Here is a 24,552-nt window from a genome sequence, read left to right as displayed (position 1 = left end):
ATCAACAATCATTTCAAAACCAATGGCTTAAATCGGCTAGGCCGGGGCTTGGACTCGGCGGCGAATGGCAATAGAGCACGCAAATCTGAGTTCCTAGATCAGGTTTGTATTATGCGTCTCCCCTTCGCACGCTCCCTTACGCTCGCAACTGCTATCGCTTTGATCGCCACCCCGGCTTTCGCCGACCGTAGCTTTACCGACCAGATGGGTCGTGAAGTTGTTGTCGCCGATAAGATTGAGCGCTCGGTCGTTCTCTTCCACCAGGCGCTCGATGTGGTTGCACAGCTGGATGCGACAGCGCAGGTGGCGGGCGTTCTGGTGGATTGGGACAAGCGCCTGAGCCCCGGCTTCCGCAAGATCACGCCCGAGTTCATCGACATCGCCAAGCCAGGCGAATTGCGCGCGGTGAACATGGAAAGCCTGCTGGAGCTGGACCCTGATCTGGTGATCATCCCACACTTTATGGATGCGGCCGTTATCAAGCAGCTTGAAGACGCCAATATCCCAACCATCGCGCTTGCCTTTGCGGACCTGCCGGAAAGCCAATATGGCAAGACCGACCCAGAGCTGGAAGACGAGAAGGCCGCCTACACCGCTGGCGTGACCGGGGCTGTGGAACTGCTCGGTGAGATTTACGGCAAGGAAGAACAGGCCGAAAAGCTCGTCGCGGCGATGGAAAAGGGTCGTGCGATTGCGGATGAACGCACCGCAGGCATCCCAGAAGAAGACCGCACCCGCGTCTATCTCGCCTCGTCCGAAACCAGCACCCGTGGCGCGGGCAAGTATACTGGCCTGATCATCGAACAGGCTGGTGGCTTTAACGTCGCTGGCGAGTTGCACGGCAACGCAACCGTGACGCTTGAGCAGGTTCTGGCGTGGAACCCGGAAGTGATCATCGTCGAAGAGCGTTCGGTGGAGGCCTATGAGGCGATCACCACCAAGGCCGAATGGGCCGAAATCGACGCCGTCAAGAACGGCAAGGTTTACCTGCTGCCAGAATTCGTGCGTCCGAATGGCCATCCGGCTCCAGAAAGCCTTGGCCTCGGCGAAGCCTATCTCGGCTCGCTGTTCTATCCAGAACTCTATGCCGATCTCGACCTAGAAGCGATAGTTCAGGACTATTACCAGACCTTCTACCGCATCGGTTACGCGCGTGACTAATCGCGACAGCCTTGTGCGCCGGACTTTGTCCGGCGCCGCCTTGCCTATCACCTGCGTTTGCATGATCGCGGCGAGCCTTTTCGCCATGAATGCAGGCCGCTACGGCATTGATCCTGTTACTGTTATCAAAGTGATCCTGTCGCGCTTTATCGACATTCCCGTCGATTGGAATGCGCGCGTTGAAACGGTCATTTTCAATATCCGCTTGCCGCGCATCGGCGTTGCTTTGCTGGTTGGCGCGTGTCTGGCGTCGAGCGGCGTGAGCTTCCAAGGCGTCTTCCGCAATCCGCTGGTCAGTCCCTTCTTGCTCGGCGTTTCCGCCGGTGCCGGTTTTGGTGCGGCTGTCGCGATTTTGCAGGGCGGCGGCACGCTCACCATTCAGCTTTATGCCTTTGCCTTTGGCGGTCTGGCAGTGATTGCGGCTGTGCTTCTGGCGCGGCTTTATAAGAATTCCAACACGCTGGTGTTGATCCTCTCCGGCACGATTACGAGCTCGGTGTTCACCGCCCTCCTCGGCCTTCTGAAATATACCGCCGACACCGAGAACAAGCTGCCGGTGATCGAATATTGGCTACTCGGTTCGCTCTCCGCTGCTGGCACGGATGCATTCATCAATATCGCCGTGGTGGCGATCCCGGCGATGGTGCTGGTCTATCTGCTGCGCTGGCGACTGAACCTGCTCACCTCTGGCGATGAACAGGCGCAGCTGCTTGGCGTGAACGTCAAGCGCGAGCGCATTTTGCACATCACGCTTGGCACCCTACTCTGTGCGGCCGCAGTTTCGACCTGCGGGATCGTCGGTTGGGTTGGGCTTGTTGCCCCGCATCTGGCGCGCATGATTGTCGGCCCCGACCACGTCAAACTCATTCCGATGTCGATGGCACTGGGCGCGACGTTCTTGCTGATCGTCGATACGCTCGCCCGCACCCTCGTCATGGCGGAAATTCCGCTGGGCATCGTCACCGCCCTCGTCGGCGCGCCGTTCTTTGCCGTCCTGCTTGCACGTAGCGGAAAGGGTTGGTCATGACCGCCCTCGGCCTCAGCAAAGTCGCCACCGGCTATGGCAAGAACGTGCTGGTCCGCGACCTCAATTGCGACCTCGCAAAAGGCGACGTTCTCAATATTCTCGGGCCCAATGGCGTTGGCAAAACGACGTTGCTGCGCGCCATTACCGGGCTCTCTAACCCCATCAGTGGCACTGTGACACTGCTCGGCAAGCCGCTGAAAGAGATGAGCATTCGCGATCGCGCGAAGGCCATCGCCTTGGTTTCGCAGAGCGAGAACATGACCTTTGCGCTGACTGTGCGCGAAACCGTGCTCACCGGGCGCGCACCGCACTTGGGGCTGTTTGAACGTCCGGGCAAGAAGGACGAGGAGATCGCCTCGGCGGTGCTTGAGGTGATGGGCGTTGCCGACCTCGCCGATCGTGAGCTGCCGTCGCTCTCGGGAGGTCAACGCCAGATGGTGCGCATTGCGCGGGCGCTGGCGCAACAATCGCAAGTGGTGGTGCTGGATGAGCCGACGTCGCATCTCGATATTGCCAATCAGATGCAGGTGATCGCCGCAATCCAGCGCCTGCGCGAGCGTGGCAATACCGTGATCGTCACCACACATGATCCAGAGCATGCCTTAGTGTGCGGCGGGCAGGTTTTGGTCTTGTCTAAAACACGCGGACCAGTTTTTGGTCCGGTGGGTACGACCCTCACCGAGCAGTTGCTTGAAGACACCTTCTCAGTGCCGGTTTCGAAATCCGTCACTGCCGATGGCGACGTTCTGATCGCGCCTAAATACACTCAAATTCTACGAGAGCTTTCACAATGACCAGAGCGCCAGTGGTCCTCCTGCACAATGGAGACGGAGGCGTTGCCTCCAGCTTTGAGCCAAGCGTTGCGGCCGGTGATCTGCGCTGGCTGCGTCAGTCCGATGTTACAGAGGATGATCTCGCCGATGCCAAAGGTCTGATCCTGCCGCTGGCGGTTGATCAGATTGCCCTGATGGACATCAAGCCTCAGCTAGAGGCGCTTCTGGATCGTGGCGGCCGCATCGCCATCATGTGCCACATGCTGCGCCCCTTCATTGATGGTCCGGGTATTTTCGTGCCGATGGAAAAGCCGAAGCGTCCAGACTTCAATCTCTTCCGCCTGCGTGAGCACGCCATCTTTGCTGACGTGCCCACGGAAGCGCTTGAGTCCAATAAGGGTGTGGTGGGCTTTTATGGGCGCGGCCACAACCCTATGCCGGAAGGGGCAGAAGCCATTCAGGTTTTTGGGGAGCGACAGGTTCCGGTCGACTGGATTTGGGAGCGTCCAAAGGGGGGCGTGGTGTTCAACCACTCCGGCAATGACCTTTGGGTAGTGGGCAACCAACCCGATGCGCGCAAGGCAATGGCACCCAAGCTCGTGGCTTGGTGTAAGGGAGAGATGTAATGGGCGTTGTGTTTGTAAACTCTGGCGCCTGCTTCCAGCTCGAATGCCTCGAAGGACCGCGCTTTCGCGAGTATTTTGACCTGGCCCTACGCCCAGAAGAGCTCTCGGCCGAAGCGCTAGAAGGGCATGATGTGCTCATCGTTCCGTGCCACACGCCGGTGCATCGCATCTTGGCCAAGCAGCAGGTTCTGCTCGATTTTCTGGAGCGTGGCGGGACGCTGTTCGCCAGTGGCCGCAGCAAGAATGAGCAGTGGCTGCCAAACGTCAGCTTTGACCCCTGCCCGACCAATTTTTGGTGGTGGCTGACGCCGGGTGAAACGCTGGGGACAGAAATAGCCAAGCCTGAGCATAGCCTCTTCCAATACATCGACCACAAGGCGATCACCTGGCATCTGCACGGCTTCTACAATGTGCCAGAAGGCGCTGAAGTGTTGGCGACTGGCCCTGACAATCGGCCGATCCTCTACATCGACGATGTGACGACCAAGGGGCGCATGATCGTCACGAGCCTTGATCCGTTCTCGCATCACGGCCGCCACTTCATGCCGTCGGCCACACGATTCTTGGATGGGTTGCTTCCCTGGCTGCGCACGAAAGACGCGATCCGCCCCCGCTAAGGCATAAACGACCCCGATTGAGCGGCGAATTCGGTGCTGACCCGAGTCAGTTTGGACGCTGTGACATTCCTGTGATGTCGTAGCGCCCAAGTGTCTACGGGGCTAGGACTTGACCCAAAAAGCCATGCGCACCAAAGAGGTGGCGCGAAAAATGCCCAGAAACACGCCCTCATCACCAACGAAAATACTTTCTTGTCAGTAGAAAGAAAGTATGAAAGATATTTCCGATCTGTGGGGGAATTGGGCTGTGAAAAGCACGTCCGGGAAATTGCTGACTATGCTGCGCGATGGCGGTGCACAGTCACGAGCTGATCTGGCAAGGGGTATCTGTGTTTCTGCATCGGTGCTGACCAAGCTGGCGGCTGCATCCATTTCCCGCGGTCTGGTTTTAGAAGCCGACACGACAGCGCCTAGCCCAATGGGCCGTCCCCCATCCCTGCTCGCGTTCAACCCCAGTGGCGCTTACGTCATTGGCGCCAATATTGGCTATGGACGCATTAGCGTTGCTTTGGTGGACTCTGCCCTGAACGTGCAGCAGACGGCCAGCGCCAACTTCGATCAGACGAAGACGACAGTCGACGACATGATTGATTTGGTGAGCAAAATTTCCAACAGACTCATCGAAGACAGCCAGCTCCCGCGCACCAGAATAGCCGGTGTTGGCGTGGGCGTTCCCGGTAAGGTCGACGCGGCCAAGCGCTCAAATCTCTATTCGAAACTCGAACGCTCTGGGCAAGCGGTGCCCTTCGCGGACCGTATCGAACAGAGACTAGCTTTGCCCGTCGTGCTCGAACACAACGCCTCGGCCATTGCCTTGGCGGAAGCCATCTATGGCGCTGGGGCGGGCAATGCTTCGGTTTTGCATATCTATATGCGATCCGGTCTTGGCGCGGGCCTTGTGCATTTCCGCAATGGCGAAGCCAATTCGCCCGGCCCAATCGAAATCGGCCATGTGGTGGTCGAGCCGCACGGCCTCACCTGTGTGTGCGGCACACGTGGCTGTCTGGAAGCCCGCTTCTCTGAACCAGCTCTGTTGTCGGCGTTACAACTCGATCACGTGCCCGAAGAGGGATTGATCGCGGCTGCACGCGCCAATGCTGAGGTTTGGGCCCTGCCCTACGAGCAATTCGTGCAGACCCTGGCCACATCCATCACCCTACTCGGCCCCGATCTGATTTTGCTCGGCGGTCATTTGGGCGAAGCACCACAAGAATTCATCGATCAGCTCAAATCTGATCTCACCCCACGTCTGATGCGCCAGTTTGAAGGCGTTCGGATCGAACGTGCTCACTTAGTGCCCGATGCTGGCGCCCTTGGGGCTGCCTGTGTCGCGCTCGAGAAATATGTCTTTGAAGGATAGTTCAATGGGAGATACCGAAGCTGCGCCTCCAGCGCGTAAATCAGGCTTCACCGTGGACAGATCAGCTGTGATGCTGACCACGCTGTCTATCTCTGGTGGTCTGGCTCTCTGGTGGATTGCTACGTCGCTGACCACCACCCCTTTGCCCGGCCCCGTAGAAGTACTCGAACGGTTCATTCGCTCGTTTAGCTCTGGTCAGTGGTGGGTAGACGTGCGGGCGTCTCTGACACGCGTTCTCACCGGCTTTGCCCTTGGCGTACTCCTTGCGATCCCAGTCGGGTTCTTGATGGGGTGGTATAAGGTTGCGCGTGGTCTGATCGATCCTTGGATCCAGTTCTTCCGCGTGATCCCACCACTGGCGATCATTCCGCTCGCTATTGTGACCATGGGCATCGACGAAACGCCCAAGATCTTCGTGATCTTCCTGGCCTCGTTCCTGTCGTCGGTTGTTGCTGCGTATCAGGGCGTGATCAGCGTCGACAAGACCTTCATCAACGCCGCTCGCGTTCTGGGCGCGTCGGACTGGGTCATCTTCACACGCGTGGTTATCCCAGCATCGACCCCCTTCATTCTGGTTGGTTTCCGCATTGGTCTCGGCTCCGCATGGGCAACAGTTGTGGCAGCAGAACTGATCGCAGCGCAGGCGGGCCTCGGCTTCCGCATGCAGCAGGGCCAGCTCTACTACGATCTGCCGGTCATCTTCGTATCGCTGATTTCTATCGGCGTATTGGGCCTGATCATGGATCGCGTCGTCAGCTTCACCGAGCGCAAGCTGACCGTCTGGCAGGAAAGAATCTAAGCATGTCGAACACGCAAGACGTCAAAATCCGTTTTGAGAATGTTGGCCGTGAATTTGGCACCGATAAGGGCAATTTCACCGCGCTGCAGAATCTCAATCTCGATGTTTACGATGGCGAGTTCATCACCGTTGTAGGCCCTTCCGGTTGCGGCAAGTCCACAGCCATGAACATTGTGGCAGGCCTACTCGATGTCACGAGCGGCCAGTGCCTCGTTGACGGTGAACCCGTCAACGGCCCGGGCCCCGACCGGGGTGTTATCTTCCAGCAATACGCGCTGTTCCCATGGCTGACCGTTCGCGAGAACGTTGAGTTTGGCCTCAAGCTCAAGGGCATCGACAAGACAGAGCGCCGTCGCATTGCGGACCACTATATCGGTCTCGTGGGCCTCAGCGACTTCGCCGATGCGCTGCCCAAGATGCTCTCGGGCGGCATGAAGCAGCGCTGCGCGATTGCTCGTGCCTATGCGGTGAACCCAAAGGTTCTCCTGATGGATGAGCCTTTCGGCGCGCTCGATGCGCTGACCCGCGTCCGTATGCAGGATCAGTTGCTCGACACGTGGTCTAAAGAACGCCGCACGGTGATGTTTATTACCCACGACGTTGACGAGGCCGTCTATCTCGCCAATCGCGTAATCGTCATGGCCGCCCGCCCGGGCCGCCTGCAGGAGGTCATCAATGTTGATCTCCCCTACCCGCGCAATGACGAACTGCGTCTGTCGCCAGAATTTGCGGAAATCCGCAATAAGGTTTGGCACGCTGTTTACTCGCAGCCAAGCCATTCATAAGAAAACTCAAGGGAGAGTGATGATATGAAAAAGCGTAGCTTTATCAAGTTGATGGCAGGGATTGCCCTGACCAGCGTTTGCCTCGTGCCAGTTTCGGCTCAGGACCTGACCCCAATCCGCATGGGCTATATCGCTGACTACTTCGGCAGCAGTGTTGCAGCAATTGCGACCAAGCAGGACCTGTGGACCAAGCATGGTCTTAAGGCTGATCTGAGCGTTTTCACCAACGGCCCGATCCAGGTTCAGGCTCTTGGCGCTGGTTCGCTTGACTTTGCTTACATCGGACCAGGCGCTCTGTGGCTTCCTGCTTCCGGTCAGGCCAAGGTTATCGCGATCAACGCGCTCGGCTCGACCGACCGCGTTATTGCCCAGCCAGGCATTGAGTCGATGGAAGACCTTCGCGGCAAGCGCGTTGCTATTCCTGAAGGCACTTCGGGCGACATGCTGATGCGCCTCGCGCTTGAAGAAGCAGGCATGACCCTTGCTGACATCGAGCCGATCATGATGGACCCAAGCACCATCGTGACCGCATTTGCCTCCGGTCAGGTCGATGCAGCGGGCATCTGGTACCCATTCGTTGACATCATTCGTCAGCGTATTCCAGAGCTGAAGGAACTGTCGTCTAACGCCGACTTCTTCCCGGCTGTGGCTTTCCCAAGCTCGTTCATCGTCTCCAACACCATGGCTGAAGACGGCGACACCATTCGCAAGGTCAATGCGGTAATCAAGGAAGCCATCGACTTCCGCCGTGACAACCTCGACGAGTCCGTCACCATCACCGCAGATTTCCTTGGCGTTCCAGTTGAGCCATTGCAGGCAGAAGCTTCGCTTGCGACCCAGCCAAACTCGGAAGAGCTGGTTGGCCTGACCATCAATGGTTCGGTCAATTCCTGGCTCGACACCATGGCGCAGCTCTATGTGACCTTCGGCAAGGTTGAGAGCGTTCAGCCAGCGTCTGAATTCTACCTCGGCGATTTCTACGCCAAGTAAGCCAATCGGCTGAAATCCACACGGTCTTCGCTGCCTTCATCGGCAGCGGAGACCCAGACTGTCTCTCTTTTTGGATACTAAGTTGATGACGACAACTCGACCCAATATCGTGTTCATCATGGCCGATGATCATGCTGCAAGCGCAATCTCTTGCTATGGCTCGGGCCTGAATGCCACGCCCCATATTGATCGGCTGGCAGAAGAAGGCATGCGTCTCGACCACTGCTACGTCACCAACTCTATTTGTACCCCGAGCCGTGCCTCGATCCTCACGGGCACGTATAACCACGTGAACGGCGTCACTACGCTGACCACCGACCTCGATAATCGCTTGCCGAATGTGGCGCGTTATCTGCAGGCGTCCGGCTATCAGACCGGCATGTTCGGCAAATGGCACCTCGGCGAGGGCAAGGCTCACCAGCCCACCGGCTTTGATCAATGGTCGGTTCTTCCGGGCCAGGGCGACTATTTCGACCCTGTGATGATCGACAGCAATGGGCCACATGTTGAGCCCGGCTACGCCAGCGACATCATCACCGACAAGACCATCGCGTTTATGGACCAGTGCGATCGCGAACGTCCGTTCTTCGTCATGTGTCACCATAAGGCGCCGCATCGCCCATTCGTGCCGCATCCGCGCTATCGCGAGCTTTACACCGAAGATCTGCCGATCCCAGAAACCTATGACGACGACTATTCCAACCGTGCTTCAGCGGCGGAACTGGCGCGTATGCGGGTTCGTCAGGACATGACCTACGAAGACTTAGGGCTGGTACAGCCTGAGGGCGGCGACGAAGTCGGCAGCGCTATTCGCAGCGAAAACGGCGCGATCAGCCGCAATGTTCCCGATCTGGAAGACGTGTCCGGCCTCGTGCTGATCTGCAAGGACACTGGCACCAATTTCACCTTCAAGACCAAGCGTGAACTCGATGTGTTCAAGTATCAGCGCTACATCAAGCGCTATCTGCGCACCGTCGCGGGCATTGACGACAATGTTGGGCGCCTCCTCGACTATCTCGACAGCAATGGTCTGACCGACAACACCATGGTCATCTACACCTCCGACCAAGGCTTCTTCCTCGGTGAGCATGGCTGGTTTGATAAGCGCTTCATGTATGAAGAGTCGCTGCAGATGCCGTTCGTCATCCGTTACCCAGATGGTATCGCGCCACAGTCGGTCACCAAGCGCATCGCATCAAATGTCGATTTTGCTCCGACATTCCTTGATTACGCTGGCGTGCAGATCCCGAACTTCATGCAGGGCGTCAGCATGCGCCCCATCTTGGAAAAGACCGACGATGCGAGCTGGCAGGATCTGGCCTACCATCGCTATTGGATGCACAAGGACTATTACCACAACGCCTTTGCGCACTACGGCATTCGCGATGATCGCTACAAGCTGATCTATTGGTACAATGATGCGCTCGACCAGCCCGGTGCATTCAATGGCGATGAGCCACCTGAATGGGAATTGTTCGACTGCCAGAGCGACCCGAAAGAACTGGTCAATCTTGCCAATGATCCGAAGTATCGTGAGATTTTCCTAGCCATGCTGGAAAAGCTGGATCACAAGATGACGGAAATCGGCGATATCGCAGAACACGATAGTGCCGCTCTCCGCGCACAAAACTAAGATGATCCGTCGCCCATAAAATGAGCCAATGTTGCCGCCCACCATCGCCGAATGCCACTAGCCTGAGCCAGGAGCAGACGACTGTCACCACAGTCTCTGCTGCCGAGGTTTCGGTCGGCGTCGTAGCGATTGCGGGCGGCAAGAGTCTTGTCGGCACCCACACACCGGCCATTGAGCAGGATGGTGAGGGACCGCAAAGAAGTGTCACCCTCGCACCGTATGGGATAAGCCCTACGACGGTGACGAACGCTGAGTTTGAGCGGTTTGTCGCCGCGACAGGCTATATCACTGAAGCCGAGCGGATCGGCTGGTCGCCTGTTTTCGACAGTTCCCGCGAACACCTCGCGCACGCCGCCTCGGTTGGCAATCAATTGCCGTGGTGGAAGATTGTCGAAGGGGCACGCTGGAACCACCCAGAAGGGCCGCAGTCGGATCTGCGGGACCGGGAAGATCATCCCGTCGTGCAAGTCTCGTGGAATGATGCGAACGCTTATGCCCGCTGGGCGGGTGGGCGACTGCCCACCGAGGCGGAGTGGGAACATGCAGCCCGAGGTGGCGCGCATCCACAGCGTTTTCCCTGGGGCGATGCAGAACCAAGCGACACCGATATTCACTGCAATATCTGGCAAGGCAGCTTCCCGCGGCACAATAGTCTTACCGACGGCTATCTGCTGACGGCGCCCGCAAAGAGCTTCGAACCCAATAGTTTGGGGCTCTACAACATGGCGGGGAATGTTTGGGAGTGGACGCAGGACGCGTTCAAAATTCGCTCTCTGAGCAAGTCGGCCAAGCTTCGAAATGCTAGTGCCGCGCAGCATAAAGAGAAAGTACTCAAAGGAGGTTCGTTCCTTTGTCACATCTCCTATTGCTACCGCTATCGGATTGCGGCACGTATGGCCATGTCGCCGGATAGTGCGGGATCAAATGCAGGCTTCCGCCTTGCATTTTCGAGCCGTACGTGATGTCCAACACACCTCGCATGTTTATCGCTCTTGAGTGGTTAGCTTCGGCGCTTTAAGCGCCTGTTTTTAATATCGTCCCCGGTGCGCAATGCCCATCTATCTGCCTATCGCTGAACTCTCCGTCGATCTGTTTTTCCTGATCGGTATCGGTGCCGCGATCGGCTTCATTTCGGGTCTGTTTGGTGTTGGCGGCGGCTTTCTGATGACGCCGCTGCTGCTGTTTTCCGGCGTGCCCGCCGCAGTTGCCGTTGCTTCGGTTACAGCGCAGGTCGCCGCCTCCTCAACGTCCGGGGCGATTTCCTATTTCCGCAAGGGCGGGATCGACTTCAAGCTTGCCGCCTATCTCGTTGGCGGAGGCGTTGGCGGATCTATCGCCGCCATTGGTGTTCTGGCTCTGCTGCGCCAATGGGGTCAGGTCGATTTCTTCATTGCTATTAGCTATGTGGTACTTCTCGGCTTTGTCGGCTCATCCATGCTGTTTGAAAGTGTTCGCTCGATCATCCGCGCGCGCCGCAAGGACTATGTGCCGACGCCGAAGCCACAGGGCTCGTCCTGGTTGCAGCGCCTACCGTTGCGCACACAATTCCCACGCTCAAAGCTCTATATTTCTGTCATTCCGGTGATCGGCATCGGCTTTTGCGTCGGCATTTTGGGAGCGCTGCTCGGTCTGGGCGGCGGCTTTATCCTTGTCCCTGCCCTCGTCTACCTCCTGCGCGTTCCGGGCAATGTGGTCATTGGCACCTCGCTCGTCCACCTGCTGGTAGTCATGCTCGTCACCTGCGTGCTGCAGGCTGTGACCAATCAATCTGTCGATATTCTCCTCGCCTTCTGCCTGATGGTCGGCAGCGTGGTTGGCGCGCAATTTGGCGCCTCCGCTGGTCAGACGATCAAGGGTGAGCAATTGCGGGCGCTGTTGGCTCTGCTGATTTTGCTGATCGCGACGCGATTCGGCTTTTCGCTGTTCACCATGCCAGCCGACCCGTTCACCGTCACAACCATTGGCTTTGGAGAAACACTGTGATGTTCTCCCGCCTCCGCACAGCCATCGCCGCCACACTGCTGATTATCGTTGCCGCCGCGACGCCCGTTGCAGCGCAGGGCCTGGTTCTGGCCAATTCGGACCCCGTGGTTGCGGTCCACTCCAATTTTGCAGGCCAGAGTTTTACCCTCTTTGGCGCCATCGACCCGACTGCGCACAATCTGCCCGCTGACACTAGCTATGACGTGGTGATGGTGATCAAAGGCCCACCGCATGACCAACGTGTCAGCATGAAGGGGCGCGAGCTTGGCGTGGTGCTGACCACCGACATGACGATGTATAAGGGCGTCCCAAGCTATTACGCCATTTTGTCTAATCGGCCGCTCAACGTCATCCTGCCGGAAGGCTTGGATGAGCGGCCGGACTTCAGTCTGCTGCGCGTCGTAGAAGCCTCCCACCTGTCGGGACCACAGGAGCTCAACAGCGAGTTTGTGCGCATCAAAACCAAGGGCGGCACCTATAGCGAAAACGCCATGGGCGTGGTGTTTCTGTCTCGGACCGGCTTTGCCGCGCGCATCTCCCTGCCCTCACATGTCTCCAACGGGCTCTATATTGCGCAGGCTTATCTCTACGCCAATGGCGAGCTGATAACTGAAGCCACCACGCGATTTGCGGTTCGCACCGAAGGGTTCGAGCGCATGCTGGTGGATAGCGCGCGCAATCATTCCCTGCTCTATGGCCTCGCCGCAGCATTCCTCGCTCTGTTCACTGGCTGGCTCGGCGGCGTCGTCTTCCGGCGCTAACCGAGGCTTCTTTTAGGATCGCCGAGTTAGCTCTCATAGAAAAATGCTGCGCGCTGGCCACAAGACAGCGCGCAGATGACCGCGTGCGCGCCCGGCGGCCGACTTGCGTGCTAAAGCGTTGCGCGGATTACGCAGCACCCCTTTCTACTAATATATTAGAGCCGTCTGAAATGTGCATTTCTTCGGCACTTTTGTGTACCGACAGACAGGCTGTCTAGAGCTAAACTGCTGGCGTTTGGCGCGCTGTGACGCTGACAAAAACCAGATATCCTCGCTTCTGCGAGGAGCAGAGCATCCAGCAAATCAACGCGTCTCCCCCATAGACACCTATGGAGAATGCCAATACCATCAGATGGTTGTAGGGGGATTTTCGCTTCCCACCCGGTGTGGCGAGGCGTGTTGTCCCTAGAATTTAAGTCATTTCGACGTTCCGAATTCATTAGCATTACTAGAATCCCGGAGACCTCATGCTCAAATTACTCAGCCTGACCTGCTGCGCTGCTGTATTAGCCAGCTCATCCATTGCCCTTGCTCAGGACGCCGCGCCAAAGCCGGAGGACCTTCCCTTCGCTGCCGGCATGCCTGTGGGCATTGTGGACAGGGAGGGCGCGCACACTCCGGCCTCTGATAATGTGAAGGTCTTTGGCGCCATCGTCAGTGCAGAGAGCTGCTCTTACGACGAGACGAGAAACTTGGTTATTGCGGTGAACCGTGGTGCACCACAGAACCGCTTCCCGAATGATGGTTTCGTCTCGCTCATCAATCACGATGGGTCCGTCCACACCCCGCGCTGGATCGGCGCCAACCGCAACGGCCTCACTCTCAATGAGCCGTTCGGCAGCGACATCCATGAGGGCATCCTCTATCTCGCTGACAGCGATGGCGGCACCGCAGAGGACGATCCGCGCACAGCCGTGATCCGCAAGTTTGACATTGCCACCGGCGCGCCGGTCGGCGAAGTGCCTGTGGCTGGTGTCGCTTGGCTCAATGACATTGAAGTGGCCAGTGACGGTACGATCTACGGCTCTGACACAGGCATGGGCCCTGCGGGTACACCACAGCGCATTTTCAAGGTCACGCCAGATGGTGAAACCAGCGTATTCCTCGAAGGCGCGCCACTGGCTCTGCCCAATGGTGTTGGTATCGACAATGACGGAAACATCGTGATCGCCAACATGGGTGATGACGCCGTTCTGACCTTCTCCGTCGATGGCGAATTGCTCAACACAGAAAAAGCCGCGCAACCAGGCAGCGATGGCCTCGTCATCATGGCTGACGGCACCAAATATGTGAGCAGCGTCATGCAAGGCGGGATCTCGAAGATGGTGCCGGGCGCTGAAGCTGAGCTGATCGCAACCAGCATCCCGAGCGCAGCCTCCATGTGCTACGATGCTGAAGCCAATCAGCTGGTTGTTCCGCTCAACAACAACAACGGCTTGGCATTCGTGCCATTGAGCTAACACCGAGCTTTGCGGTGTTCAAAACTGAGCGCCGCAGTGGTGCAGCGCTCAGCAATGGACCAAGACTTCATCGGTTAAAAGAAAAGGCGGCCTCAGGAGCCGCCTTTTCCATTTTGCTTATTCTGCTGGCTGCAAGGCAGCTGGCTTTTCAGAAGCGGGTGGTGTTGCCACGGCTTCACCAGACAGCGCCCTATTCATCTGCTCAACGTCCAGCTCGCCTTCCCAACGGGCCACGACCAGACAAGCAACGGCATTGCCGGTAAGGTTGGTCAGTGCGCGGCATTCGGACATGAAGCGGTCGATGCCGAGGATCAGAGCCATGCCTGCGATTGGCACGGATGGAATAACCGAGAGGGTTGCCGCCAGGGTAATGAAGCCCGCGCCAGTGATGCCTGCAGCGCCCTTCGAGCTCAGCATCGCCACCAGCAGCAGGATGATCTGATCCCACAGCGAGAGCTCGATGCCAGTGGCCTGCGCGATGAACAGCGCCGCCATGGTCATGTAGATATTGGTGCCGTCGAGGTTGAAGGAGTAGCCAGTCGGGATCACCAGACCCACAACCGACTTCTTCGCACCGGCGTCTTCCATCTTCTGCATCAGAGTTGGGAGAGCAGCTTCGGAGGAAGAGGTGCCGAGAACGAGCAGAAGCTCATCCTTAATGTAGCGGATGAGGGCGAAAATGGAGAAGCCATTGTACTTCGCCACTGCGCCGAGGATGACCACGACGAAGAGGAAAGAGGTCAGGTAGAAGGTGCCGACAAGCAGCGCCAGATTGGCGATGGAGCCAATGCCATAGCGACCGATGGTGAAGGCCATAGCGCCGAAGGCACCGATTGGAGCGGCCTTCATCAGGATCGAAACGATCTTGAAGATTGGTGCAGTCAGCGTCTGGAACAGGTCCAGCACCGGCTTGCCACGTTCGCCAACGGCGGCGAGAGCGACACCGAACAGGATGGCGACGAACAGAACCTGCAGTATGTTGCCGTCAGCGAAGGCGCTGACCATGGTGTCGGGGATGATGCCCATCAGGAAGCCTGTGATGGTGCTATCATGCGCCTTGTCCGCATAGCCCTGCACTGCAGCCTGATCGAGCGTTGCTGGATCGATGTTGAGGCCAGCGCCGGGCTGAACCAAATTGGCAACGATAAGGCCAACGATCAGCGCCAGGGTCGAGAAGGTGAGGAAGTAGATCATCGCCTTACCAACGACCTTACCAACCTTGCTCAGATCGCTCATGCCAGCAATGCCTGTGGCAACGGTGAGGAAGATCACCGGCGCAATGATCATCTTCACCAGTTTGATGAAGGCATCGCCGAGAGGCTTCATTTCTGTGCCGATGGCTGGCCAGAAGTGGCCGAGCAAAATACCGACAACGATTGCGAAGATCACCTGCACATAGAGGTGCTTGTAGAGAGGTATCTTTGGGGCAGAAGAGTCTGCCATTGAATGGGGCATCATGGTCTCACTCCCGTAGGGGGGCCGCAGTTGCGCGGCTCGTTGTGCTCCCACTCCTTTCGCAACTAGTGTGCCAGTTACCGACTTCACCCCTATCTGTCTGATAAACCGTCACAAAACTTCCAAAGAACTGCCACATTATGCGAGTTTGTGCGTAAATCCACACATCGTGAATTGCAGTTTGTGCGAAAATCCGCACAAGGATGCGCATGGATTTTTCTCTCAAACGCATAGTCCGCGGCCCGCTTTTGCAATGGGCATTTTTGGGCGCTGTTCTGCTGGCCCTCGGCGGAGTGGCGCTGACTGTTGGCGCCTATGTTGGTGAGGCGGAAGCGGACGCCGAGGTGCTCGAGCGTGGAGACGCAACCACACAATTGCAGGTGTCGGCGCTGCTCGCAGAACTCGATAAGCAGCGCGCGGTCCGCTTTCTGGTGGCCCGGGACGCCGACGTCATCGCGACCCTCAACGACGGTCAGCCATTTGCCGTCGCGGGGCTAAACCAGAAGCTGAGAACGCTCGCTGAAGGCGCTGGGGCGAGTGTGATTTATGTGATCAATGTCGCAGGTGACACCATTGCGGCGAGCAATTTCGACACTGACGAGAGCTTTGTCGGGAACAACTACCAGTATCGCGCCTATTTCCGCGATGCGATGTCGGGCGGCACGGGCCAGCTTTTCGCCATGGGAGCGACCAGCCGTGTTCCCGGGCTTTATGTGTCCGAGCGCATTGAGGGACCCGATGGCACGCTGGGCGTGGCCGTTGTCAAAATTGACTTTAGATTGCTCGAGACCCTCTGGGCACCGGGGAATGCTGCCACTTACGTGACAGATGCCAGAGACGTCGTGCTGCTCTCAAGTGTGCCGAACTGGCAGTTTTACGCCGCCGAGACGAAGAGCGCGGCTGAAGTGGCGGCACTGCGACAAAGCTTGCAATATCTCTCTGCGCCTCTGCGGCCGCTGCCCATTGCGTCTCATGAAGGGCGCACGGATGTCGTTGAGGCCCTCATTCCACCCCACGAAACGCCGCATCAGTTTGCGCGGGTGCAGATTGCGGTCCCGACAACGGATTGGCAGCTCTCCGCACTCTTCCCAGTAGAAGCGGAGCGGGCCGCGGCGATCACCACCACGCGCTCCAATGCCTTACTGGTCTTGGCTGCTGGGGCAGCTTTGGCCGCTCTGGCCTTGGCTTTGCTGCAACGGTCGGACCGGGTCAGACGGCGCATGGCCGACCAGCACCACGCATTGGAGCTTGCCGTCGAGACGCGCACCGCCGATTTGGCCGCGACCAACCACGCTCTGGTGGAAGTGATCAACGAGCGCGACGCGGCCGAGTTGAACGCGGCGCGGTTGAGGGACGAACTTACCCAAGCCAATCGCCTCGCATCACTGGGGCAAATTGCGGCCGGTGTGGCGCATGAAATCAACCAGCCATTGGGTGCCATCCGCGCCTATGCGGACAATGGGCAGGTCTTTCTGCAGCGCAGCGCCAATGCCGAAGCGATGGAGAATTTTGGGGCGATTTCGCGCCTCACGGACCGCATTACCAAGATTACCGAACACCTTCGCGATTTTTCACGGAAGGGTGGACGGAACGCGGTGATGATGGATCTGCGCAGTGCCGTGGACGCGGCGCTGAGCCTATTGGGCGCGAACATTCGGCACCAGAATGTGCGGATCTGCTACACGCGGCCGCAGACAGATGTGCCGATTTTTGCAGATGAAACCGGGGTCGAACAGATCATCGTCAACCTCATCCAGAACGCCCTAGAGGCTCTGGAGGGGCGAACGAACAAAGCCATATCCATCGCCTTTTCAAGTGAGCCCGGAAGCGTAAGCCTGAGGGTGACGGACAACGGACCTGGGGTTTCGCCGGACATGGCAGAACGCATGTTCACCCCGTTTTCGACCAGCAAGGCGAAGGGGCTCGGACTTGGGCTCGTGATCAGCCAAGACCTTGCACAGAGCTTTGGCGCGAGCCTGCTTTTGGAACCAAACACAGCATCCGGCGCGAGCTTTGTGCTCCGTTTTCCGAGACCGACCCCATGACCAAAACCATCGCCCTGATTGATGATGATGCCGATTTTCGCACGGCAACAGCGCAAAGCCTGACGCTGGCTGGCTTTGACGTTTTGCAGTTCGGGTCGGCGGAAGACGCCCTCAAGCAGATCGACAGCCAGTTCGCGGGTGTGGTGGTCAGCGACATTCGCATGCCGAAGATGAGCGGGTTTGATCTGTTCACCCAAATTGGCGCTATCGACGCCGCTCTGCCGGTGATCCTCATCACAGGGCATGGCGACATCGATATGGCTGTGCGCGCGGTGCAGGCCGGGGCTTACGATTTCATCGCCAAGCCCATGCCACCGCAGAGACTCATTCTCACTGTCGAAAATGCCCTCGAAAAACGCCGCCTGACGCTTGAAAATCGTCGCCTAAAGACCGCGCTGGTTGAGACCGAGGATAGCCTGCCTCTGCTGGGGCAAACGCCGGTGATGGAACGCTTGCGTCGGACGCTCAAGCAAATCGCTAACGCCGATGTCGACGTGCTGATTTTGGGCGAAACCGGTTCTGGCAAAGAGGTCGTGGCCAGCGCCCTGCACCAGTGGAGCCGCAGATCGGTCAACGAATTCGTGCCCATTAACTGCGGCGCACTGCCTGAGAGCGTGATCGAGAGCGAGCTTTTTGGCCACGAGATCGGCGCTTTTACCGGCGCTGCCAAGCAACGTATTGGCCGGCTCGAACACTCATCTGGCGGCACGCTTTTCCTCGACGAACTCGAAAGCATGCCTCTGGCGACACAAGTGAAGTTTCTGCGCGTTTTAGAGGTGCGCCGGATCAGCCCGCTTGGCACCAATAAAATCCGCGACCTCGATTTGCGCGTCGTCGCGGCATCGAAAGTGGACTTGGCTGAAGCCTCGCGACGCGGTGAGTTCCGCGAAGACCTGTTCTATCGCCTCAATGTGGTGAGCGTTTCCATTCCCCCACTGCGTGAACGCAGAGACGACATTCCGCTGCTCTTTACGCACTTCCTCAATCGGGCGGCGGAGCGGTTCAAGGTTGAAGCCCCGGAGGTCGACAGCGTGCTCTACGATTTCCTGATGATGCACGACTGGCCGGGCAATGTGCGCGAATTGGGCCATTTCGCTGAGCGGTTTGTGCTCGGTCTAGAAGAAGATCAACCGGCTCAGCCTGAAGCCGCCGCCCGGCTGCCCCTGCCCGAGCGTTTGGCGCGAACCGAAGCCGAGATCTTACGCCAAACCATCAAGATGCACTCAGGCGATGTGGCTGCCTGTCTGGCCGATCTCGGTATCCCGCGAAAGACCTTTTACGACAAGCTCAAGCGCCACGGCATTACCCGCGCCGACGTGTGAGACTTAGCCACGACGTCACCGTCCAGCGAAGGAAGCGTCTGCTCTCGCTCAAGAACGTTTCGCACAGCATCAAGACTTAAAGATATAAAGATATCTTTATATGGCTTGACGTTCGAACGAATGTGATCGATAGTACTCAGGCCTAGGTTCTTCAGCCGTTCGCTGTAACGTGTTGAAGCTAAGAGGGAAGTTGGTGCCTCGTTTCGACGAGAAAGCCAATGCTGCCCCCGCAACTGTAAGTGGCGAGCTGACATCCAAAGTGTCACTGGGGTTATCCCTGGGAAGACGGATGGAGGCTTTGACCCACGAGCCAGGAGACCTGCCTGTGGCGAGATAACGTTCACGGGCGGGGTGTCCCAGTGTGCCGTAGCAATGGTCGCTGCGCGGCCAGCCTTGCTATGCGTTCGCGATGCCTTGCCCCCACACTTGGGGCAAACCTGTCCCAAACAGAATTAACCGCCGCCATCCGTGGCGCAGCTTTGCTTCCGTTCCCGCTGTGGGCACGGGCGTGAGGCGGCACCGGTAACGGCCCACGACGGCTTTTGCAAAGCCAGCGCAACAGACAGTTTGGGGCAGATAAGACGATGACCAAAACCATAGAGTTCTCAATCCGCAGCATTGATTTTGACGAAAACTATGTCCCTGCCGACAATACCCGCCTGACGACCAATTTCGCCAATCTGGCACGCGGGGAAACGCGCCAGCAAAATCTGCGCAACGCGCTGAGCATGATCAACAACCGCTTCAACAGCCTAATCCATTGGGACAATGAGAGTGGTGACCGATACGCTGTCCGGCTCAAGATCATTTCCATCGATCTCAACATAGCCGACCAGAGCACCAAGACGGCGTTTCCGCTGATCGAAATGCTCCAAACTGAAATCCACGACACGCTCACCGATGCCCTTATCCCGGGCGTGACCGGCAACAGCCTCTCGTCCTATGTGCGCGACTATGATTTCAGCGTGGTGTTGGCGGCGCATAAGGCCAGCGGCGTAGGCACGAGCGTGCCCGTCGACTTTGGCGACCTGCACGGCGATCTCTTCAAGAGCCTGCTGAACTCAGACGTCTACAAGGCGCACTTCCGTAAACCACCCGTGATTTGCATCAGCGCATCGAGCAGCAAAATCTATGAGCAGACCGGGAATGCGCATCCCGTGCTTGGCGTTGAATATCGTCAAAACGACTTTTCGCTCACCGACAGCTATTTCCTCAAGACCGGCCTCAAGCCGCGCTTCTTCATGCCGCCCAACAGTTCAGCGCCGTTCGCCTTCTACTTCACCGGCGATCTGGCGAATGATTACTCCAACCTCGAACTGGCCAGCACGATTGCCACGATGGAGACCTTCCAGCGCATCTATCGCCCGGAAATCTACAACGCCAATTCAGTCGCCGGTCGTCGCTATCAGCCGAGTTTGAACCATCAGGATTATTCGCTGACCCAAGTGGTCTACGACCGCGAAGAACGCAGCCGACTGGGCGTTGACCAAGGCAAGTTTGCCAAAGAGCAGCTCATTGAGCCCCACCAGCACGTCCTCAGCCAATGGGCGCGCGAAAACGCACATCGCTAAGCCCCAAAGATCGAGACATTCCCATGACAAAACTCCTCCCCACCTCGACCGCCGGCAGCTTGCCCCAACCTTCGTGGCTGGCGCAGCCAGAAACCCTTTGGTCGCCTTGGAAACTGGAAGGCGCAGGCCTTTTGGAAGGCAAGCAAGACGCTCTGCGGTTGTCGCTGCATGAGCAGCAGCTTGCGGGCCTCGACATTGTTGGCGATGGCGAACAGACCCGCCAGCATTTCGTCACCACTTTCATCGAACACCTCTCGGGCGTTGATTTCGAAAAGCGCGAAACAGTCCGCATTCGCAATCGCTACGATGCCAGTGTCCCCACGGTGGTGAGCGCTGTCAGCCGCGACAAGCCTGTGTTCGTTGAAGACGCCAAATTCTTGCGCCAGCAAACCAAGCAGAAGATCAAATGGGCCCTGCCCGGCCCGATGACCATGATCGATACGCTCTATGACGCCCACTATAAGAGCCGCGAAAAACTCGCCTGGGAGTTTGCGAAAATCCTCAATGAGGAAGCAAGAGAGTTGGAAGCGGCTGGCGTGGACATCATCCAGTTCGACGAGCCAGCGTTCAATGTCTTCTTCGATGAGGTCAATGAATGGGGCGTCGCCGCGCTCGAACGCTCCATTGAAGGGCTGACGTGCAAGACCGCCGTTCACATCTGCTATGGCTATGGCATCAAGGCCAATACCGATTGGAAAAAGACGCTGGGCCAAGAGTGGCGTCAGTATGAGCAGGTATTCCCAAAGCTGCAGAAGTCAAACATCGATATGGTCTCGCTGGAGTGCCAGAACTCGCATGTGCCGATGGATCTGATCGAGCTTTTGCGTGGCAAAGATGTGATGGTGGGCGCTATCGATGTGGCAACCACCACAATCGAAACGCCTGAGCAAGTCGCCGACACCTTGCGCAAGGCTTTGCAGTTTGTTGACGCCGACAAGCTTTACCCCTGCACCAATTGCGGCCTCGCGCCACTGTCGCGCGACGTCGCTCGCGGCAAGCTCAGCGCCCTCAGCGCGGGCGCAGCCATCGTTCGCTCAGAGCTCGCGTCATAAAACGCTCAGCCTTCGCGTGGCGGCCCGCCGCCGCCACGTCCTTGCCGCAGATATCTTCGCGCTGTTTCCAAAACTAGGCCGCGGAATATCTGCAGACTTAGCGACCCCGCGCGACGACCGCGCGGCGACCGCAGGCCCCTTTTGACTAAGAGACTGCCATGGGCACGATAGACCTTCGCTCCACCATCGTCGACAAAACCACGTTCCGCAACGGCATGGCACGCCTGGGGTCCGCCGTGAACGTCGTCACCACCGTGTTTGAAGGACAAGACTACGGCTTCACCGCTTCGGCCGTGTGCAGCGTCAGCGATACGCCACCCACGCTGCTGGTGTGCATTAATCGGGCGAGTTCGTGCTTCAAGGCGTTCGAAAAGACCGGCCAATTTTGCGTCAACACTCTATCGCCGGGACAGGAAGATTTCTCGCGTCGTTTTGGTGGCGGCACGCCTATGAGCGAAAGGTTCGCGACTGGCGACTGGCACCGCGGACACAGTGGCGCGCCGATTTTGGCCAATGCTGCGGTGAGCTTTGAATGCGAATTGGCAAGCTATGTCGACGAAGCAACGCACCGCATCCTATTTGGCCGCGTCATTTCCGTGCGAGAAAATAACCAGCCGGGCACCCTGCTCTATTGTAACAGGGAGTACCTAAGCGGGTGAAGTGCGTCGGAGGCATGATCCCTCATGCCCCCGCTACAATAGGTGCTAAACTCGCCCGGCCTCAGTAGTCAAACTGCTTGGACAGCGAGATTTTGAAGGTCCGGCCAGATGAGCGGTCATAGGCCAGATTTTCGCGGAAGTCGGCGTTGAAGACATTGTCGATACCAGCTTGGATCTGCGTTCCTGCCAAGGGACCCGTTTCAGGCTTCCAATTGGCGAAGAGATCAAGCGTAGCGAAAGCCTTGGCAGTCTTGCCCGAGCTACCATTGCTTCGCGGCGGGTCCGCAGGGGATGCCGCCGCAACCGAATATAGCTCGTCAATCGTTGGCAAACGTTCTGTGTGGGCATCCGAGCCGAACACGGCAAAGTTGCCTTTCACCTTATGTCCGTCGTCAGATGCTTTGTCTCAGATTTGCGCTTTAATTAGAGGAGAGCACTGGTCGTCGTTCGGTTGATGTTATGCGGCAAGCCGATGGTGCATCAACCGTCGATGCTGGATTGTTTTGCGCTTGATGTTTTCACGGTTTTTGATGATGGCAGATGCTCTGCCAATGTAGGCATCTGCGGGTGTCACATTGTCGAGGCTCTCGTGATAGCGCCGATGATTGTAGTGCTCAACGAAGGCTTCGATCTGGCTTTCGAGGTCTCCGGGCAGGAAGTAGTTCTCTAAAAGGATCCGGTTCTTCAACGTTTGATGCTAGCGCTCAATTTTGCCCTGTGTCTGGGGATGGAGCGGGGCGCCTCGAACATGGTCCATGTCATTAGCTGCGATATAGCCGGCAAGCTCCTGGGCGATGTAGCTGGGACCATTATCGCTCAGCAAGCGCGGTCGGTGCCGCACATGCGCCTGATCGTTCCCTGAAGTGGCCAATGCCAAGTCCAGCGTATCGGTGACGTCCTGAGCCCGCATGGTCGTGCACAGTTTCCAGGCAATGATGTAGCGGGAATAGTCATCCAGCACCGTGGAAAGATACATCCAACCCCAGCCGATGATCTTGAAATAGGTAAAGTCGGTCTGTCCCATCTGGTTGGGACGGCTGGTCTTGGTGTGGAATTCAGTAGCCGCCTTGCTCACGACATAAGCGGGGCTGGTGATGAGATCATGGGGCTTGAGAAGCCTATAAACGCTGGCTTCCGAGATAAAATACCCTCTCTCATCGGTGAAGCGCAGCGCATGCTCCCTAGGGAGAAGATCAGGCTGTTCCAATGCCACATCGACGATGCGCTGCTGGAATGTGAACAGTGATACGGTTCCAGATCCGGCGGGGTACCGAGGACCGGTCATCCAGCACCTCAGGCGACCGTCAGTCTAGCGATCACACCAACCGCAGAAGGTCCGCCGCGGGATGCCCAGCCAACCCGGCTCTGCTTGGCGGGCACCCGCCATCTACATCAGCCACAAGGACTAACTTGCAGGCCTCACGCGGGCCTTTTGTCTTGAGCGAGCAGGTTTCTTCGGGCTTCTGGTAGGTGCCGCAGATACCCAACAGCACCGCGGCACGGTGATAGTAGACGCCCTTACGGAGCATTAGACGGGGATGATTTGGCACGTCAGTCATGCCCTCACTGGAACAGCTGGAAGTCTAGGGTACTGAAATTTCTAGAAATCGAGGATTCTTGGGCATTCCACAGGTCAGTAGCGGTGAGGAAGGGACATGCGCCTTTGTTACCCAAACCAGAAGTTACGCTCCCCCAACTCTCCGCTCACAGAGCGTTTTACCCAATTACCATCGAAAGCCCGCAGAATAGTCATTTCGTGGGAACACAGCCAATTTTCGTGCAGGACGAGATTTAGCCTCAACAACAAGACTTCCAGCGTTGCGGCGAGATCCGCAACGCTGTTGAGGAGGATATCAATTGGCAACAAGACGATCAGTCATAAAAGGCGCTGTGGGAGCGGCGGCCTTGAGTGCACTATTCCCGCAGGCGTTTGGTCTAGAGATGACCGACGGCGCCCCCCTAATTGGCAAATATTTTCATGACGCAAACCTCGACTTCGGTCGTCGGTTTTCGACTGAGTTAGCGCGCAACGGCGTAGCGTCTTCAGGCGTAGTCGATAACTGGACCAATGTCTGGTCGCGTGAAATCGATCCGGTTTGGCGCAAGCAGCCTATGGCAATTGCCGGGGTCACCCAACATGGACCCATGTTCATGTTGACCCAGTTGGCCCAACGACATGGCATGCGCCTCGTCTATCAGGCTGAAATCATCCAGCGCGGTGCGGACTGTGGCATTCGCGTTCAAGGATTATCCAGCATGTCCGACAGCTGCGGCCTTGTCGGCGCTGATGCGGCCCGACTGCCGGAAGATGTCGCGACATCATTCCTTTCCGTCTCGGGCGTCAATGTTCCTCGCTCCTCGCGCTTTAGCCAAAACACCGGCCTGACAGCGGCAACCGAGGAAGATCCCGTCTACGCCTGGATCATCGCCCCCTTAGCTGGCGCAGCCCAATACATCTGAATTCCTAGGAAGG

The 24,552-nt window shown here is 57.7% G+C and carries 22 protein-coding genes, 1 pseudogene and 1 riboswitch; of the genes and pseudogenes, 20 read left to right on the top strand and 3 right to left on the bottom strand.

Translation table 11 applies throughout. The features are described 5' to 3' along the window. Nucleotides 1–111: 111 nt before the first annotated feature. From H4N61_RS05440 to H4N61_RS05375, 14 genes are all read left to right on the top strand, one after another. A complete protein-coding gene (locus H4N61_RS05440) occupies nucleotides 112–1,161 on the top strand; it encodes an ABC transporter substrate-binding protein (protein WP_182395327.1) in 1,050 nt (349 codons plus the stop codon). After that, on the top strand, nucleotides 1,154–2,188 hold the full coding sequence (locus H4N61_RS05435) for an iron ABC transporter permease (RefSeq protein ID WP_169196268.1): 1,035 nt from the start codon (nucleotides 1,154–1,156) through the stop codon (nucleotides 2,186–2,188). Before H4N61_RS05440 ends, H4N61_RS05435 begins: the two co-directional genes overlap by 8 nt. Further along, complete coding sequence (locus H4N61_RS05430; protein ID WP_182395326.1) at nucleotides 2,185–2,982, top strand: ABC transporter ATP-binding protein; 798 nt, start codon at nucleotides 2,185–2,187, stop codon at nucleotides 2,980–2,982. Before H4N61_RS05435 ends, H4N61_RS05430 begins: the two co-directional genes overlap by 4 nt. Then, nucleotides 2,979–3,587 (top strand): hypothetical protein, encoded by a 609-nt coding sequence (locus H4N61_RS05425; protein WP_182395324.1) that lies wholly within the window; start codon nucleotides 2,979–2,981, stop codon nucleotides 3,585–3,587. Before H4N61_RS05430 ends, H4N61_RS05425 begins: the two co-directional genes overlap by 4 nt. Next, entirely contained in the window at nucleotides 3,587–4,204 is a 618-nt protein-coding gene (locus tag H4N61_RS05420; protein ID WP_182395322.1) for a hypothetical protein, read from the top strand. Before H4N61_RS05425 ends, H4N61_RS05420 begins: the two co-directional genes overlap by 1 nt. A 211-nt stretch (nucleotides 4,205–4,415) precedes the next feature. After that, a complete protein-coding gene (locus H4N61_RS05415; protein ID WP_182395320.1) occupies nucleotides 4,416–5,564 on the top strand; it encodes an ROK family protein in 1,149 nt (382 codons plus the stop codon). Between the two features lie 70 nt (nucleotides 5,565–5,634). Then, the gene (locus tag H4N61_RS05410) at nucleotides 5,635–6,363 is read left to right on the top strand and encodes an ABC transporter permease (protein ID WP_182395948.1); all 729 of its coding nucleotides are present in this window, start codon (nucleotides 5,635–5,637) and stop codon (nucleotides 6,361–6,363) included. Nucleotides 6,364–6,365: 2 nt separating this feature from the next. Further along, complete coding sequence (locus H4N61_RS05405; RefSeq protein ID WP_182395319.1) at nucleotides 6,366–7,148, top strand: ABC transporter ATP-binding protein; 783 nt, start codon at nucleotides 6,366–6,368, stop codon at nucleotides 7,146–7,148. Nucleotides 7,149–7,172: 24 nt separating this feature from the next. Next, nucleotides 7,173–8,138: an aliphatic sulfonate ABC transporter substrate-binding protein gene (locus H4N61_RS05400; protein ID WP_169196261.1), complete on the top strand. Its 966-nt coding sequence runs from the start codon at nucleotides 7,173–7,175 to the stop codon at nucleotides 8,136–8,138. Nucleotides 8,139–8,223: 85 nt separating this feature from the next. Continuing rightward, nucleotides 8,224–9,771, top strand: coding sequence for a sulfatase (locus H4N61_RS05395; protein WP_182395318.1), 1,548 nt, complete (start codon nucleotides 8,224–8,226; stop codon nucleotides 9,769–9,771). A 20-nt stretch (nucleotides 9,772–9,791) separates the two neighbouring features. Beyond that, on the top strand, nucleotides 9,792–10,733 hold the full coding sequence (locus H4N61_RS05390) for a formylglycine-generating enzyme family protein (RefSeq protein ID WP_182395317.1): 942 nt from the start codon (nucleotides 9,792–9,794) through the stop codon (nucleotides 10,731–10,733). Between the two features lie 88 nt (nucleotides 10,734–10,821). Beyond that, a complete protein-coding gene (locus tag H4N61_RS05385) occupies nucleotides 10,822–11,754 on the top strand; it encodes a sulfite exporter TauE/SafE family protein (RefSeq protein ID WP_169196258.1) in 933 nt (310 codons plus the stop codon). Further along, nucleotides 11,754–12,515, top strand: a complete 762-nt coding sequence (locus H4N61_RS05380; protein ID WP_169196257.1) for a TIGR02186 family protein — start codon at nucleotides 11,754–11,756, stop codon at nucleotides 12,513–12,515. Before H4N61_RS05385 ends, H4N61_RS05380 begins: the two co-directional genes overlap by 1 nt. A 467-nt stretch (nucleotides 12,516–12,982) precedes the next feature. After that, on the top strand, nucleotides 12,983–13,975 hold the full coding sequence (locus H4N61_RS05375) for an SMP-30/gluconolactonase/LRE family protein (protein ID WP_169196256.1): 993 nt from the start codon (nucleotides 12,983–12,985) through the stop codon (nucleotides 13,973–13,975). Between the two features lie 117 nt (nucleotides 13,976–14,092). Here the strand turns inward: H4N61_RS05375 and H4N61_RS05370 are convergent, their stop codons facing one another. After that, nucleotides 14,093–15,433 (bottom strand): dicarboxylate/amino acid:cation symporter, encoded by a 1,341-nt coding sequence (locus H4N61_RS05370; protein ID WP_169196255.1) that lies wholly within the window; start codon nucleotides 15,431–15,433, stop codon nucleotides 14,093–14,095. Between the two features lie 206 nt (nucleotides 15,434–15,639). On the opposite strand from H4N61_RS05370, the gene H4N61_RS05365 reads away from it, so the two are divergent. The 5 genes from H4N61_RS05365 to H4N61_RS05345 all read left to right on the top strand — a co-directional run bounded on the left by H4N61_RS05365 (nucleotide 15,640) and on the right by H4N61_RS05345 (nucleotide 22,079). Further along, complete coding sequence (locus tag H4N61_RS05365; RefSeq protein WP_169196254.1) at nucleotides 15,640–17,475, top strand: ATP-binding protein; 1,836 nt, start codon at nucleotides 15,640–15,642, stop codon at nucleotides 17,473–17,475. Next, the gene (locus tag H4N61_RS05360; protein ID WP_182395316.1) at nucleotides 17,472–18,797 is read left to right on the top strand and encodes a sigma-54 dependent transcriptional regulator; all 1,326 of its coding nucleotides are present in this window, start codon (nucleotides 17,472–17,474) and stop codon (nucleotides 18,795–18,797) included. The genes H4N61_RS05365 and H4N61_RS05360 overlap by 4 nt, the downstream gene beginning before the upstream one ends. A gap of 127 nt (nucleotides 18,798–18,924) precedes the next feature. Beyond that, nucleotides 18,925–19,139, top strand: a riboswitch (cobalamin riboswitch). Between the two features lie 242 nt (nucleotides 19,140–19,381). Next, a complete protein-coding gene (locus H4N61_RS05355) occupies nucleotides 19,382–20,368 on the top strand; it encodes a putative oxygenase MesX (RefSeq protein ID WP_182395315.1) in 987 nt (328 codons plus the stop codon). A 23-nt stretch (nucleotides 20,369–20,391) separates the two neighbouring features. Further along, a complete protein-coding gene (locus tag H4N61_RS05350; RefSeq protein ID WP_182395314.1) occupies nucleotides 20,392–21,420 on the top strand; it encodes a methionine synthase in 1,029 nt (342 codons plus the stop codon). Nucleotides 21,421–21,578: 158 nt separating this feature from the next. Then, complete coding sequence (locus H4N61_RS05345) at nucleotides 21,579–22,079, top strand: flavin reductase (RefSeq protein WP_182395313.1); 501 nt, start codon at nucleotides 21,579–21,581, stop codon at nucleotides 22,077–22,079. 61 nt (nucleotides 22,080–22,140) lie between these two features. On the opposite strand, the gene H4N61_RS05340 is transcribed toward H4N61_RS05345, so the two are convergent. Together H4N61_RS05340 and H4N61_RS05335 are read right to left on the bottom strand one after the other, a co-directional pair. Continuing rightward, nucleotides 22,141–22,458 (bottom strand): TonB-dependent receptor, encoded by a 318-nt coding sequence (locus H4N61_RS05340; RefSeq protein ID WP_182395312.1) that lies wholly within the window; start codon nucleotides 22,456–22,458, stop codon nucleotides 22,141–22,143. A gap of 78 nt (nucleotides 22,459–22,536) precedes the next feature. Then, nucleotides 22,537–23,511 (bottom strand): annotated as a pseudogene (locus H4N61_RS05335) (DDE-type integrase/transposase/recombinase); the annotation flags it as partial. 473 nt (nucleotides 23,512–23,984) lie between these two features. Here H4N61_RS05335 and H4N61_RS05330 point away from each other — a divergent pair. Further along, on the top strand, nucleotides 23,985–24,539 hold the full coding sequence (locus H4N61_RS05330) for a hypothetical protein (RefSeq protein WP_182395311.1): 555 nt from the start codon (nucleotides 23,985–23,987) through the stop codon (nucleotides 24,537–24,539). Nucleotides 24,540–24,552 lie beyond the last annotated feature (13 nt).

Origin of the sequence: Devosia sp. MC521 (assembly GCF_014127105.1) — a bacterium.
GTDB lineage: Bacteria > Pseudomonadota > Alphaproteobacteria > Rhizobiales > Devosiaceae > Devosia.
This window is presented reverse-complemented; position numbering and strand designations above follow the sequence as displayed.